General features: G+C 56.6%; 13 protein-coding genes. 4 read left to right on the top strand and 9 right to left on the bottom strand.

Features of this window, described 5'->3' with window-relative positions; translation table 11 throughout:
• Positions 1 to 84: 84 nt before the first annotated feature.
• From ACP86_RS17220 to ACP86_RS17200, 5 genes are all read right to left on the bottom strand, one after another.
• On the bottom strand, positions 85 to 369 hold the full coding sequence (locus tag ACP86_RS17220) for a hypothetical protein (RefSeq protein ID WP_053114896.1): 285 nt from the start codon (positions 367 to 369) through the stop codon (positions 85 to 87).
• 105 nt (positions 370 to 474) lie between these two features.
• Positions 475 to 1665 (bottom strand): formate-dependent phosphoribosylglycinamide formyltransferase, encoded by a 1191-nt coding sequence (purT, locus tag ACP86_RS17215; protein WP_008171482.1) that lies wholly within the window; start codon positions 1663 to 1665, stop codon positions 475 to 477.
• An 18-nt stretch (positions 1666 to 1683) separates the two neighbouring features.
• Complete coding sequence (locus tag ACP86_RS17210; RefSeq protein ID WP_053114895.1) at positions 1684 to 1872, bottom strand: DUF1289 domain-containing protein; 189 nt, start codon at positions 1870 to 1872, stop codon at positions 1684 to 1686.
• Entirely contained in the window at positions 1869 to 2402 is a 534-nt protein-coding gene (locus tag ACP86_RS17205; protein ID WP_008171478.1) for a gamma carbonic anhydrase family protein, read from the bottom strand. Before ACP86_RS17205 ends, ACP86_RS17210 begins: the two co-directional genes overlap by 4 nt.
• Before the next feature lie 2 nt (positions 2403 to 2404).
• The gene (locus ACP86_RS17200) at positions 2405 to 2992 is read right to left on the bottom strand and encodes an NUDIX hydrolase (RefSeq protein WP_008171474.1); all 588 of its coding nucleotides are present in this window, start codon (positions 2990 to 2992) and stop codon (positions 2405 to 2407) included.
• A gap of 97 nt (positions 2993 to 3089) precedes the next feature.
• Here ACP86_RS17200 and ACP86_RS17195 point away from each other — a divergent pair, with 97 nt between their 5' ends.
• Positions 3090 to 3641, top strand: a complete 552-nt coding sequence (locus tag ACP86_RS17195; RefSeq protein WP_008171471.1) for an NUDIX hydrolase — start codon at positions 3090 to 3092, stop codon at positions 3639 to 3641.
• Between the two features lie 9 nt (positions 3642 to 3650).
• Here ACP86_RS17195 and ACP86_RS17190 read toward each other — a convergent pair whose 3' ends face one another.
• A complete protein-coding gene (locus ACP86_RS17190; protein WP_053114894.1) occupies positions 3651 to 3962 on the bottom strand; it encodes a YqfO family protein in 312 nt (103 codons plus the stop codon).
• On the opposite strand from ACP86_RS17190, the gene ACP86_RS22715 reads away from it, so the two are divergent.
• Positions 3955 to 4329, top strand: a complete 375-nt coding sequence (locus ACP86_RS22715; RefSeq protein WP_141201893.1) for a hypothetical protein — start codon at positions 3955 to 3957, stop codon at positions 4327 to 4329. The genes ACP86_RS17190 and ACP86_RS22715 overlap by 8 nt on opposite strands.
• 49 nt (positions 4330 to 4378) lie before the next feature.
• On the opposite strand, the gene purL is transcribed toward ACP86_RS22715, so the two are convergent.
• A complete protein-coding gene (gene purL / locus ACP86_RS17185; RefSeq protein WP_053114893.1) occupies positions 4379 to 8284 on the bottom strand; it encodes a phosphoribosylformylglycinamidine synthase in 3906 nt (1301 codons plus the stop codon).
• Positions 8285 to 8559: 275 nt separating this feature from the next.
• Here purL and mltF point away from each other — a divergent pair, with 275 nt between their 5' ends.
• On the top strand, positions 8560 to 10080 hold the full coding sequence (mltF, locus tag ACP86_RS17180; protein WP_053114892.1) for a membrane-bound lytic murein transglycosylase MltF: 1521 nt from the start codon (positions 8560 to 8562) through the stop codon (positions 10078 to 10080).
• 19 nt (positions 10081 to 10099) lie between these two features.
• Here mltF and ACP86_RS17175 read toward each other — a convergent pair whose 3' ends face one another.
• Positions 10100 to 10570 (bottom strand): regulatory protein RecX, encoded by a 471-nt coding sequence (locus ACP86_RS17175; protein ID WP_053114891.1) that lies wholly within the window; start codon positions 10568 to 10570, stop codon positions 10100 to 10102.
• A 178-nt stretch (positions 10571 to 10748) separates the two neighbouring features.
• On the opposite strand from ACP86_RS17175, the gene ACP86_RS17170 reads away from it, so the two are divergent.
• Complete coding sequence (locus ACP86_RS17170; protein ID WP_053114890.1) at positions 10749 to 13214, top strand: DUF349 domain-containing protein; 2466 nt, start codon at positions 10749 to 10751, stop codon at positions 13212 to 13214.
• Between the two features lie 13 nt (positions 13215 to 13227).
• Here ACP86_RS17170 and ACP86_RS17165 read toward each other — a convergent pair whose 3' ends face one another.
• Positions 13228 to 13491: a late competence development ComFB family protein gene (locus ACP86_RS17165; RefSeq protein ID WP_014576682.1), complete on the bottom strand. Its 264-nt coding sequence runs from the start codon at positions 13489 to 13491 to the stop codon at positions 13228 to 13230.
• Between the last annotated feature and the right edge of the window lie 158 nt (positions 13492 to 13649).

Here is a 13649-nt window from a genome sequence, read left to right as displayed (position 1 = left end):
AAGACAAAACTCAATTTCGACGAGTCACTGTCCTGATATTTCGTATCCGAAATACCTCGGCCAGCGCCCACACGAATTACTTGGTCAACTTTTTAAAGAGCGCTTGAGCTGTTGCTCAATCAAGGCCGCGTATTCTACATCGTAGCGCCGCCTTGTCAACCGTTTATTTTCGATGTTTTCCGTCTCCGGAAAGCGCCGAAAAATGACCCGGCTTACTGCTTGTTTCGAGGCGCGCATTCTACAGTGAATCGCTTGCCTGTCAACTGCTTTCTGAAGAATTTTGAAACTCGTTTTCTTCAGTGCTTTCAAACAGTTATCTTTCGATTCCTCAGCCGCCTCAGCGGTGCTCCCCTCGAAAGAGATGCGCATTCTACAGACCTGCCTGAAGGTGTCAACGGTTCGTTCCGAATTTTTTCGGAAATCGTCATCAAACCTTCATAAGCCTGGCTGATCAGAGCCAGGCCTGGGTGAACCTCACAGTTCAACGGTAATCGAATTTGCCGAGTCGCGAGCTTTCTTGCGCGCTTCATCCACCGTTGCGCCCTTCGCCAGGGCAACGCCCATTCGACGGCGCCCCTTCAACTCGGGCTTGCCGAACAAACGCAATTGAGTATCCGGCTCGGAAAGCGCTGTCTCAAGACCGGAATACGATACGGACGCCGAATCGCCCTCAGGAAGAATCACGGCTGATGCCGAGGGACCAGTCTGCCGTATCGCGGGAATGGGCAAACCCAGAATGGCTCGGGCATGCAGAGCAAATTCGGACAGGTCCTGTGAGACCAACGTAACCAGGCCAGTATCGTGCGGACGCGGCGAAACCTCGGAGAACCAGACATTGTCTTCCTTAACAAACAGCTCCACACCGTAGATGCCATAGCCACCGAGGTTTTCGACCACAGCGCGGGCAACTTCGGCCGAACGCTCGTAGGCCAGCGGGGCCATTGGCTGTGGTTGCCAGGATTCCCGATAGTCTCCATCTTCCTGCCTGTGCCCGATGGGCTCACAAAAAGATACGCCATCACGGTGCTTGACGGTGAGCAGGGTAATCTCATAGTCAAAGTCCACAAAGCCTTCGACAATCACCCTTCCCTTACCGGCACGCCCGCCAGACTGGGCATATTCCCAGGCCGCTTCAATATCATCCTCGGTCTTGACGGTACTCTGCCCCTTGCCCGACGAGCTCATGACCGGCTTTACCACAAGTGGCAGGCCTATTTCGTTCACGGCGGCAAGGTATTCTTCCCGGGTACCCGCAAAGCGGTAGGGTGAGGTAGGCAGCCCGAGCTCTTCAGCCGCGAGCCTCCGGATTCCTTCACGGTTCATGGTGAGGTTCACCGCTCTGGCGGTGGGGATGACGCGATAGCCTTCCTCTTCGAGCTTTACCAACTCCGGCGTGGCAATCGCTTCAATCTCCGGAACAATCAGATCCGGCTTTTCCTGTTCGATAACACTGCGCAGGCTGGCGCCGTCCAGCATGTCGATGACATGGCTCCGATGCGCCACCTGCATGGCAGGCGCATCCGCATATCTGTCGACAGCGATCACTTCGACGCCATAGCGCTGAAGTTCAATGACAACTTCCTTGCCAAGCTCACCGGATCCACAAAACAAAACCCTGAAGGCATTACCTTTAAGGGGAGTACCAATTCGAACTGAGTCAGTCATGATTTACCAACACCTATGTTAGCCGTGAATCAGGGAACCTTTTTCGCGCTCCGCCACTTTCCGGAGCACCTCGCGCCGTTCGTCGTCATCCATCCTGGTCCAGAGGGTGATCTCATCCCCACTTCGATGGCAGCCCACACAGATGTCATTTTCATCAAGCGCGCAGATGCTTAAGCAGGGCGATCGAACCTTGTCAGCAACACTCATTTTTTCGGCTCGCAGGGCTTGAGCTCATCGGCGTAGCGGGCAGCATTCTGAACATAGTGCTGCGCACTCATTTCCAGCATCTTCTTCTGGCTATCGTTGAGCTCCCGCTTGATCTTGCCCGGCGAACCGACAACCATGGAGCCGTCAGGCACCTCCATTCCTTCGGGAATGAGAGCATTGGCGCCAATCAGGCAGTGCTTGCCAATCTTTGCTCCGTTCAGAACCACAGCATTTATGCCAATTAAAGAGTAATCACCAATCTCGCACCCATGGAGCATTACCTTGTGACCAACCGTTACACCCTTACCCAGAGTAAGAGGCATACCCGGGTCTGTATGCAGTACCGAACCGTCCTGAACATTTGTTTCAGGCCCAATGGTGATCCACTCGTTGTCACCACGTAGAACGGCATTGAACCAGACGCTGGCCTTATCCATCAGCCGGACACGGCCTATCACCGACGCGTTCTCGGCCACAAAGTGACCCTCACCTTCCAGTTCCGGCGTTCGGTCATTCAACTGGTAAAACATTCTCAGCCTCCTTCAGGCGGTTCAAGCAGATCGATTCCGGCATCGTACACAGCGTTCAGGAAGTCAACCAGAACCACTGCCGACAGGCCCCAGATCTCGTAGCGTTCCCAACGGTAGCAGGGTACGTAAAACGTATGGTTCAGGAAATCCAGAGCATCTGTGCGCTCCCGCCTGTCTTCCAGAAAAAACGATAGAGGCACGCGGAATACACTTTCGATTTCATGGGGGTTTGGCTCCAAAGGATGATCTCCGGGAATCACACCAACGTAAGGTGTAACTAGAATTCCGTAGCGGGACATCACCTGACTGAGCGGCGCAATTAGTTGTACTTGATCCGGCGGCAATCCGATCTCTTCATGGGTTTCACGTAACGCCGTTGCTGCCAGAGACGGATCTTCCGAATCCCTTTTGCCGCCGGGATAGGCGACCTGCCCGCGATGGGTGCTCAGATTCTCGGACCTGAGCGTAAAGATCATCTCCGGGTTTTTCAGATCGTCGGTTACCGGAACCAGTATGCCTGCCTCAGGATAATCCAGGGCCAACTGGCGCGGTGCATAGCCGGCCAGGCGCTCGGCAAGTAAATCACGCAATGTTCATCTCCACGGTACATCCGGAGGTTGGATGAGACAGAGGCAGCCGGGATCGTTAAACTGACTACCAAACCAATTTAAGTATACGGGGAAAATCATGAAGTACTGCAGCACATGCGGCCATCCGGTTGAACAACGCATCCCCGAAGGCGATAACCGTCACCGCTATGTCTGTGTCAGCTGCGATACCATACATTACCAGAACCCACGCATTGTCGCCGGCACGGTGCCCGTGTGGGAGGGCCAGATACTGCTGTGTCGCCGCGCTATCGAACCTCGCTATGGTTACTGGACGCTGCCTGCGGGTTTCATGGAGAACGCCGAAACCACCATCGAGGCCGCGGAGCGGGAAACGATGGAAGAGGCGCTTGCAGAGGTTAACATTGAAGGCCTCTATTCCATCATCGACGTCCCGCACATCAATCAGGTTCACATGTTCTACCGGGCCACACTGAAAGACGGTCAGTTTGGTGCAGGTGAGGAGTCCCTCGAATCCAGACTGTTCGGCCTGGACGAGATTCCCTGGGAAGAAATCTCGTTCCCGACCGTCAAGCGAACCCTGGAACTTTTCCTGTCTGACTACAGCCGCGAATCCTTCGGGGTTCACGTGAGTGATATCCGCCACCCCATGGCGAAAGACCGCAAGTAGCGCGGGCGACTACAATTCCTCCATTCGATAGATTTCGTAAGCGGGCTCCTCGTATGGGTGGGCCTGCTTGAGTGCCGCGAGAGCATCCTTTATCAGCTCGTCGGCGCAAACCAGCTCAACCTTGTATTCATCCACCGCTTCAATCTCCCCGGCATGACCGAGAAACGGATCGCTTCCTTCAAGCGGACGAAACTGCCCTCTTCCAAGACATTGCCAGGCACAGGAATCGTAATCACCGATTCGACCGGCGCCGGCATCGAACAATGCCTGTTTGGTTTTTTCGACGTGAGTCTCCGGAACGAAATAACACATCTTGTACATCGAAAAACCTCCTTCAGGTCGGATATTTTTTGTACAGATTAATAGCTTAGATACTTACCCACAGAATCTGTGGATAACTCTGGGGAAAGTTTTTGGGAACACGCCCTCAAACCCCGTAATCACTGCACTTCCGTTAAATTGGCGACAAAATCACCTGATTCATTTATTCTATATTTTTCAATTGGTTATGACTTTTGAGCAAAAGTTGAACCAAATTCCCGCTCTTTGTGCACAGAACAAACAGGGAGGCACCAGCAATGTGCATAAAAATACTGAGTCAAGGGGATTTTTGCCATTTTTGCCGATTTTTTCCCTTGAAAAACGCCCAAAAAAAGGGCGCAAAACAAAAAAGCCGGCTTTGGAATAAACACTCATGTTGAGCGCACCCAAAACCGGCTTGTCACTGGAACGGAAAATCAGCCGAACCAGCGTCTCGCATTTCGGAACATGCGAATCCAGGAACCATCTTCCTGCCATTCTGAGGGGCGCCAGGAATGCTGGACAGCCCTGAACACTCGCTCGGGATGCGGCATCATGATGGTGACCCTGCCATCGCGCGTCGTCACACCAGTAATACCGGCTTCGGATCCATTCGGGTTGTAGGGATAGCGTACGGTCGCCTGCCCCCGATTATCCACATAGCGCAGCGCCACCAACTCGTTCTCGGAGAGAGCTTCTGCCGAGGTGCCGCTGGCAAACTCAACCCTGCCCTCGCCGTGAGCAACGGCAATCGGCATACGGGAACCGGCCATGCCATCCATGAACGCCGACGGTGACGGCATCACCTCAGCCATAACCAGGCGCGCCTCAAACTGCTCGGACTGGTTGCGTACGAAACGTGGCCAGCCCTCACTTCCCGGAATCAGTTCGTGAAGATTGGAGAGCATCTGGCAGCCATTGCACACACCCAGCGCCAGCGTGTCCTGGCGATTAAAGAACGCCGCAAACTGGTCCCTGACGCGATCGCTGAACAGAATCGACTTGGCCCAGCCCTCGCCAGCGCCCAGAACGTCACCGTAGGAGAAACCGCCACAGGCAACCAGGCTGTTAAAGCCTTCCAGCGTAACCCGGCCGGAGAGCAGATCGCTCATATGCACGTCGACAGAATCGAAGCCGGCACGGTCGAATGCGGCTGCCATCTCAACCTGACCATTGACACCCTGCTCCCGCAGAACCGCAACTTTTGGACGGGCTCCCTTGTTGATATAAGGGGCAGCCACGTCGTCGTTGATGTCGTAAGAGAGTTCGGCGTGGAGACCGGGATCCTCTGCGTCAAGCAGGTTATCGAATTCTTCACGAGCGCAATCGGCGTTATCCCGGAGCGACTGAACACGGTAACTGGTCTCGGACCACAGGCGCTGGAGCTCCACCCGGGATTCATCCACCACAGTGCTACCTTCGAAGGTCAGGCGAAGGTTGTCAGTATCATTCGGGCTACCGATAACACTGATGTAATCCCCAAGACCCGCGGCAGAGAACTGCTGCAGGACAAAACCGGTGTCTTCCCTGCGTACCTGGATGACGGCACCCAGCTCTTCATTAAAAAGTTCCCGGGCAAACTGACTGCGATCCTCGGCGAGGCCATCCAGCTTGATATCAACCCCACAGTGGCCGGCGAAACACATTTCAGCAAGGGTGACGAACAGGCCGCCGTCTGAACGATCGTGATAGGCCAGGAGCTTACCGTCGCTGTTCAGACCCTGAATAACCGCAAAGAAAGCCTTGATGTCCTCCGGGTCATCCAGATCCGGTGCAACTGCACCGACCTGACGGTAAACCTGAGCCAGAGCGGAGCCCCCGAGGCGGTTCTGGCCAGCAGCAAGATCCACGAGGATCAGATCTGTCTCGCCAGCATCCTTGACCAGCTGGGGAGTCAGCGTCCTTGCAACATCAATAACCGGTGCAAAACCACTGACAATCAATGAAAGCGGTGCAGTCACGCTTTTCTGTTCGCCGCTGTCTTCTTCCCACATGGTCTTCATGGACATGGAGTCCTTGCCCACGGGGATCGTGATTCCAAGCTCCGGGCACAATTCCATGCCTACGGCGCGAACGGTCTCGTAGAGATTCTCATCTTCACCCGGGTGGCCAGCAGCGGCCATCCAGTTTGCAGAGAGCCGGATATCGGCCAACTTGCCGATCGGCGCTGCCGCCATATTGGTAATCACTTCACCGACGGCCATGCGACCGGACGCGGGCGCATCGATCGTGGCGACCGGCGTGCGCTCGCCAATGGCCATTGCTTCACCGGTGCGAACATCGAAGGAGGTGGCCGTCACAGCCACATCAGCCACCGGAACCTGCCAGGGCCCAACCATCTGATCCCGGGCAACCAGGCCGGTAATGGTCCGGTCACCAATGGTGATCAAAAAGCTCTTGGAGCCAACAGACGGCAGACGCAGAACGCGGCGAATGGCATCATCCAGATCGATTTTGGTGGAGTCGAAAATGGGCTTCGTAAAGGAAGCGCGGCTGACACTCCGATGCATGCGCGGCGGTTTGCCGAACAGCACTTCCATCGGCAGATCAACCGGCTTGTCGTCGAAGTAGGAATCGCCCAATTCCAGATGATGAGCTTCTGTCGCCTCGCCTATCACGGCATAGGGGCAGCGCTCGCGGCGGCACAGGGCGTCAAATTGCTCCAGGTTTTCCGGAGCCACTGCCATCACATATCGTTCCTGGGATTCGTTACACCAGATTTCCAGCGGAGACATTCCCGGCTCGTCACTGGGAATGTCGCGAAGCTCGAATTTACCGCCGCGACCGCCATCTTTGACAAGCTCAGGCATAGCGTTGGACAGACCACCGGCGCCCACATCATGGATGAACGCAATAGGGTTCCTGTCGCCCATCTGCCAGCAGCGGTCGATAACTTCCTGACACCGACGCTCCATCTCGGGGTTGTCCCGCTGTACTGACGCAAAGTCCAGATTTTCGTTACTGGAGCCCGAGTCCATGGACGAAGCCGCACCACCGCCCAGACCGATCAGCATGGAGGGCCCACCCAACACGATGAGTTTCGCGCCCACCGGGATATTGCCCTTTTCAACATGCTCCTCACGAATGTTGCCAAGACCACCGGCAATCATGATCGGCTTGTGGTAACCGCGGACTTCTTCGCCGGCGGCTCCGGGCACTTTTTCCTCAAAGGTCCGGAAGTAGCCCGCCAGGTTGGGACGTCCGAATTCGTTATTGAATGCCGCGCCACCAATAGGCCCTTCAATCATGATGTCGAGCGGTGAAGCGATGCGTTCAGGTTTGCCGTAGTTGATTTCCCATGGCTGGGGATCGTCCGGCAGATTCAGGTTTGAGACTGTGAAACCAGTCAGACCCGCTTTGGGCTTGGAACCCCGGCCGGTAGCACCTTCGTCGCGAATTTCGCCGCCGGAGCCCGTGGCGGCGCCGGCGGCAGGAGCAATCGCCGTCGGGTGGTTGTGCGTTTCCACCTTCATCAGAATATGGATGTCTTCTTCGTTATATCCGTAGACACCCGTCTCGGGGTCCGGGAAGAAGCGGCCACCACGACTACCCCGAATAACCGAGGCATTGTCCTTGTAGGCGGATAGCACGCCCTCGCTGTTCATTTCGAAGGTATTCCGGATCATGGCGAACAGGGATTTTTCCTGACCCTCGCCGTCAATATCCCAGGACGCGTTGAATATCTTGTGGCGACAATGCTCGGAGTTCGCCTGGGCGAACATCATGAGTTCCACGTCGGTCGGATCCCGCTCAAGATCCGTGAAGGACTTAACCAGGTAGTCAATTTCATCTTCGGCAAGCGCCAGCCCCAGGCGCGAGTTGGCTTCCACCAGGGCATCGCGACCACCGGCGAGAACTGGCACCCTTCCCAGGAGCCGAGGCTCTTCATGGCTGAACAACAGCTCTGCGCCGCCCATCTCATGAAATACTTTCTGGGTCATGCGGTCATGCAGAAGCGCTGCGATTTTCTCGCGTTGTTCCAGGCCAAGCTTGCGCCCCGAACGAATGTAATAGGCCGTGCCCCGCTCAATCCGATGTATCTGCCGCAGGCCACAGTTTCGGGCGATGTCCGTTGCCTTGCTGGACCAGGGCGAGAGCGTGCCGGGGCGAGGCACAACCAGAAAAAGCACGCCGTCAGGCTCTTCCACCGGCACACTCGGGCCATAGGTGAGGAGCCGATCCAGAATAGCTTGCTCCGCGTCCGAGAGGTCTGCCTCCAGGTCAACAAAGTGCATGAACTCAGCATAAACATGCTCGATTTCAGGCACGATATCCTGAATTCGGGAATGCAATTTGCGGGAGCGGAATGGCGAGAGCGCGGGAGCGCCGCGAAGTTCAAGCATGATATCAACCTGTATCGCGCGAAACGGGGAAGTCTGGGTGCAATTTGAAAGGCCGACATGATACTCGAAAGCGGGGTCAGGATACAGCGCTTGAGGCGTTAATCCCGGGCCGTACAATTAACATTGTTTTGCACATTAATTAACCAGCTTTATTGACCAGGCCTCCGACACCAAGGATCATTGAATCTGTGGAAAGGAATTCCACGCTCAGGATAGACAAGGTTGCGTGGCTTTGAGCGACGCTACAACCAGATGATCCAGCCGTGACGGAGTCCATGGACTTGCCAAAGATATTTGCTGCTTTCAAAAGCGCATCCGCCGGGATTGTTTTCTTCCTCGGCACTGCCCTGATACTGATCGGATGCTCACAGCCCAGCACTCTCCAGGAAATCCGTGATGAGGGGGTGCTGCATGTGATTACCCGGACGGCGCCGTCTATCTATGTGGAAAGTGAAGACGGCCCCACCGGCTATGATTACGAACTGGCAAAACTGTTCGCCGAGGAACTGGGCGTAAAGCTCCGGGTCCGCGTTGCCGATAACAACACAGAAATCCTGTCCGTTCTGAAAAAGAACTACGCCCACTTCGGGATGCTCGGGCTTTCCAGACAACCCCATACTGCCAATCAGTATCGCACCGTAGCGACCGGCATCACCGCCCAGTCGATCCTGGTTTATAACCGTGATGTCGAGCGGCCCGAATCATTGCAAGACCTGATCGGGAAAACGGTGCACGTGGTATCCGACAGCAACCACGAGCACCGCCTGAATGAAGCCCGCCGGGAAAACGCAGAGCTTGAATGGGAGGTGCATCCCGGACTGGACGCCGCGGGCGTTCTGTCCCGCGTTGAAAGCGGCGAATTCCCCTACGCAATGGTTTCCTCCAACGAGCTCGACCTTAACCACGTATTCTACCCGATGGTGAAGGAGGCCTTTACCCTTGGAGAACCCGGTGAACTGGCCTGGTTTTTCCCGTCAGCGCAGGATGATTCCCTGGCAAAAGCGGCCCGCCAGTTCCTGGAAAGTCTCGAGACCAACGGAACATTGGCCCAGATTTCCGAGCGCTTCTATGGCCACCTTGATCGACTGAATTACGTGGGTGCCCGAACCTTCATGCATCATGTGGAGAACCGGTTGCCCAAATACGAGTCGCTGTTTCGCGACTATGCCCGCGAGTTCAACATGGACTGGCGACTGCTCGCAGCCATTGGTTACCAGGAGTCCCACTGGCGCCCCAATGCGGTATCGCCCACCGGGGTCCGTGGACTGATGATGCTGACCAGGAACACCGCCAGCCATATCGGCATCAATAACCGCCTGGACGCCGAAGAAAGCATTCAGGGCGGCGCCAAGTATTTCCGGATCGTGCACGAAAAAATCCCGGAACGAATCCCGGAGCCAGACCGCACCTGGTTCGCCCTCGCCTCCTACAACGTGGGTTTCGGGCATCTGGAGGACGCCCGACGACTTACAGAAGGCGCGGGACGAGACCCTGACCGGTGGATGGACGTAAAGGAATTCCTGCCGTTACTGGCCGAGAAGGAATGGTATACCAAGACCCGCTTTGGCTATGCCCGGGGCCACGAACCGGTGATCTACGTCCAGAATATACGGCGCTATTACGATGTACTCGCCCGGCTCAACCAGCCGGGTATCCCGGCGACCGAAGCAGAGGAACAGATCGTACAGATGGAGGAAAGCCGGGCGCCGGAAGGCCGATCAGGCGAGCTGCAAACGGACGGAAAGCTCAGGGCCGGCCTGCCCGCAGAACTGGGCATGATACCGCCAACCCTTTGAAGAATCTGACTTCCGCCGGCTATTCGCTACGAGCCTCGAGCGCGCGCTCCACCTGACTGGCGGAAAAGCCCCTACGATTCAGAAAACGCGCCTGCCGCACTTTTTCGTCCCAGTCGTCACTCAGATCCGCCAGGCCGAAACGCTTATCGCGGATACCGATAGCTCGCTGACACCAATCCTCCTCCGCCATCTCGGCAACACACTCCGGAGTCTTGTGGACCCCGCGCTGCTGAAGTTCGCCAAGAATCCGTAGCGGTCCGTAACCAAGGTCCATTCTTTGGCGGGCGTAGACGTCAGCAAACCGATCATCGTCTAGCCAACCCTCTTTCTCGTAATCATCCAGAACAGCGTTAATAATGTCGCCCGGCAGCTTTCTTTGGCGGAGTTTAAGGCTTAACTCGAGGCGACTGTGCTCGCGCCTGGCAAGCAACCTGAGTGCCGTTGCCCGGGCCTTGTAATCCTGATCGTTGTCATTTTCCTGTTTTGCCATACAGACCCTTTCCGCACACGCATACAAAACGCTAGACTAGCCGCGAATTTTTCCTGCTGGCCAGCACCTCAGGCTGACCAGTCAAACTACCCGGTATCCCTGACCGGATGCCGACGGCCGGTGGCGGCACAACTTTGCCCGACACCGTGAACTGGTTTCAACACCCAAGGATACTCTTATGGCCGCGTTCATCCAGAAACTGTTCAAATCCCGCAAGACAACCGAGGCAACGCCAAAACAGCGGAAAGCCACCCAGCCAGAGCCTGTCGAACAGGAAGATACCCGGACTGACCGGAGGGAAGAACAGCTCAAAACACTGGAGAGCGCACCATCCCAGGATGTCCTGGCCAAGCTTGCCATTGAGGGCGTTACCGCGGATATCCGGCAGTCCGCTGCAGGCAGACTGACCGACGAAGCCAGCCTGCAGGACGTGCAGAAACAGGCCAAAGGCCGTGACAAAGGTGTCTACCAGATCGTTAAACTGGCACTGCAGCAGCGGCGCGAAGAACAGGCCCGGCTGGACAGCATCAGCCAGACCATCGCTACCCTTACCCGCCACGCGCAGGATCAGGCGAAGAGTGACGATACCAAGCTTTATGGGGCCCGGCTCGATGCCCTGCTGAAACAATGGACAGAGGTGGAAACACACGCCTCACCGGAACAGGCCCAGGCCTTTCTCGAAGCGGTTCACCTGTGCAAAGAGCGCATTGCGGCCCTGCAATCTGCGGCGGAAGATGAAAAGCGCCAGCGCGAGCAGAAGCTGCAACGTCAGGAAACCCTGGATCTGCTGACCCGCACACTGGACGAGCTCAAGTCTCAACCGCCTGAAACACTGCCCTCACTGGCGTCCCTGGATGCACTCCAGAAAACTCAGGAAAACCGCTGGCTGGAAGCAACCCGGGATACGGCAGTGGAGAAGCAGGAACAGAAAGCCTACGAAAACGCCATGCTGGCACTGCGCAATTACCTGAGTTCTGTCCGTCGGATTACCCAGGAACGGGAAACCATCGTCGAACTTGGCGCACTGCTCGAGCGCGCAGACGATGCCACCGACGAGCAGCGTGCCCAGGCAAAGACACTGGTTGCCGAGATCAACTGGCCGGAAGGCTATCCCATCCCGGCACTACTGGAGCCATTGCGGAAGCTGGCCGGCAAACGCAAGAAACCGGCAGAGCCCCGAGTTGACCAGGAGCAACAGAAAGCTCTGACGAATCGCCTTGAGGCCGAAATCAGGCAACTGGAGGAGGCTCTGGAGGCCAAACAGCTGAAAGAATCCAAACAGCTCTTCAAAACGGCACAACAGCACTTCCGGGATCTGGACCAGCGCCACGCAAAACCCTATCAGGCGCGTATGCAGCTGCTTACCGGGCAATTGCGTGAACTCTCGGACTGGCAGGGCTTCGCCACGGAACCCAAGCAGATTGCCCTGTGCGAGCAAATGGAATACCTGGCAGAGCAGCCAATGGATCCGGAAGCAAAGGCCGAGCGAATCAAGGAGTTGCAGAATGAGTGGCGCGATCTCGGCGGCTCTTCAGATCGCTCGCTGTGGTCCCGGTTCAAAGCTGCCTCGGACAAGGCTTACGAGCCCTGCAAGGCCTACTTCTCTGCCAAGTCCGGCCTCAAACAGGCCAATCTGGAAAAACGGTCCGCCATTTGCGAGCAGCTCGAAAGCTTCCTGGACAATGCCGACTGGTCTTCCATCGACTGGAAAGCCGCGGAACGAATCCACCAGACCGCCCGCCAGGAGTGGAAAGAGGCCTGGCCAGTGGAATTCCGCGACAATCGGGCCGTTCAAAAGCGCTTCGATGAACTGCTCAAGAGGCTGGAAGCACCCCTGGACGAGGAACGGCGCAAGAACGAAGGCCTGAAACAGACGATCGTGGACAAGGCCCAGGCCCTGGTCGAACACGAGCCGCTTCAGGAGGCCATGAACCAGGCCAAGGCCCTCCAGGGAGACTGGCAAGCCATCGGAATCACCCGCCATCGGGAAGACCGCAAACTATGGCAAGCGTTCCGAAAGGCCTGTGACCAGATCTTCGCCCGCCGTGATGCCGAGCGCTCGGAACAGCAGCAGGCATCACGTGCCGCCGACGAGACGGCACAAGCAGGCCTGAATAAGGTTTCAGGAATATCCCCGGAAAGTGACGAACAGGCAGTCACTGCGGCCCTGGCGACGCTCAAGGATATTGATGCCGCTACGCTCTCAAAAGGCGTCAGGGAACAGGTCCAGCAAGAAAAGCAGCGGCTGAGCAAGATTCTCTCGGCTCTGAGACTGCAGGCAAAAATGGCTTCCTGGCAGTCTCTGGTGATGGCGGCCACAGCGGGCCAGTCCAGCAGTGAATCAGCGCCTCAGCACTGGGCTGCGCTGGCCGAAACGTCAGACGCCAGCGATCCGGTCGAGCTGGTGATTCGCGCAGAAATCCTTTGCGGCGTGCCCTCCCCCGAAGCCGATCAGCAGCGCCGCATGGAAATCCAGGTTCGGCGCCTTGCCAATGGCATGGGTTCCGCCGACAACAGCACGGATCAAATGCAGGATGTAGAGAAACTGCTGGCAGCCTGGTGCCTGGGTGGCACTGGCAAAAACGCGGACACGGAGCTCGCTGAGCGACTGAACAGGGCTATCGCCAATCTGAACGAGGCCTGAGGCGCCCAGCGGTCTACTCCCGCTGATGTTCCCTGACGAATTCCCTGGCTTCCTTTACGGCGGCCAGGGATTTCTGTTTCATCCCCTTGAGTTCCTCGTCCGCCAAGTAAAACATCATATCGATTGAATGCCGGTAATAGCGTGTGGGCAGTCGGTTGAGAGCCACGCACATAACATCGGTCAGATAGTCCGCTGTGTCAGACTCCTCCCGCGTTGCCTCGATGGCATCCACCACCAGCCGCTCGTAGAAATTGTCGATTGCATCTCGCAGAGACATGGCTTCCGCCTCCCAAATTCGTCTGCGGTTTCTAACACCATAGAAGCCAGCCCCCTCCTTGTCATGGTTCATGAGCAATTTCGCCAATGCGATTGGCAGCCCGCGTCATTACCCCCTGCAACCGCAACCGGCTATGGTTGTGTCATCGGTAAATCAAA

Source organism: Marinobacter sp. CP1, from assembly GCF_001266795.1.
Lineage (GTDB): Bacteria > Pseudomonadota > Gammaproteobacteria > Pseudomonadales > Oleiphilaceae > Marinobacter > Marinobacter flavimaris.
This window is presented reverse-complemented; position numbering and strand designations above follow the sequence as displayed.

Excerpts from the sequence above, each read along its gene's own strand:
- ACP86_RS17195 (WP_008171471.1), top strand. The coding sequence starts at position 3,090 with ATGAAGTACTGCAGCACATGCGGCCATCCGGTTGAACAACGCATCCCC.
- ACP86_RS17220 (WP_053114896.1), bottom strand. The coding sequence starts at position 369 with ATGCGCATCTCTTTCGAGGGGAGCACCGCTGAGGCGGCTGAGGAATCG.
- purL (WP_053114893.1), bottom strand. The coding sequence starts at position 8,284 with ATGCTTGAACTTCGCGGCGCTCCCGCGCTCTCGCCATTCCGCTCCCGC.
- mltF (WP_053114892.1), top strand. The coding sequence starts at position 8,560 with ATGGACTTGCCAAAGATATTTGCTGCTTTCAAAAGCGCATCCGCCGGG.
- ACP86_RS17165 (WP_014576682.1), bottom strand. The coding sequence starts at position 13,491 with ATGTCTCTGCGAGATGCAATCGACAATTTCTACGAGCGGCTGGTGGTG.
- ACP86_RS17170 (WP_053114890.1), top strand. The coding sequence starts at position 10,749 with ATGGCCGCGTTCATCCAGAAACTGTTCAAATCCCGCAAGACAACCGAG.
- ACP86_RS17205 (WP_008171478.1), bottom strand. The coding sequence starts at position 2,402 with ATGTTTTACCAGTTGAATGACCGAACGCCGGAACTGGAAGGTGAGGGT.
- purT (WP_008171482.1), bottom strand. The coding sequence starts at position 1,665 with ATGACTGACTCAGTTCGAATTGGTACTCCCCTTAAAGGTAATGCCTTC.
- ACP86_RS17210 (WP_053114895.1), bottom strand. The coding sequence starts at position 1,872 with ATGAGTGTTGCTGACAAGGTTCGATCGCCCTGCTTAAGCATCTGCGCG.
- ACP86_RS17175 (WP_053114891.1), bottom strand. The coding sequence starts at position 10,570 with ATGGCAAAACAGGAAAATGACAACGATCAGGATTACAAGGCCCGGGCA.
- ACP86_RS17190 (WP_053114894.1), bottom strand. The coding sequence starts at position 3,962 with ATGTACAAGATGTGTTATTTCGTTCCGGAGACTCACGTCGAAAAAACC.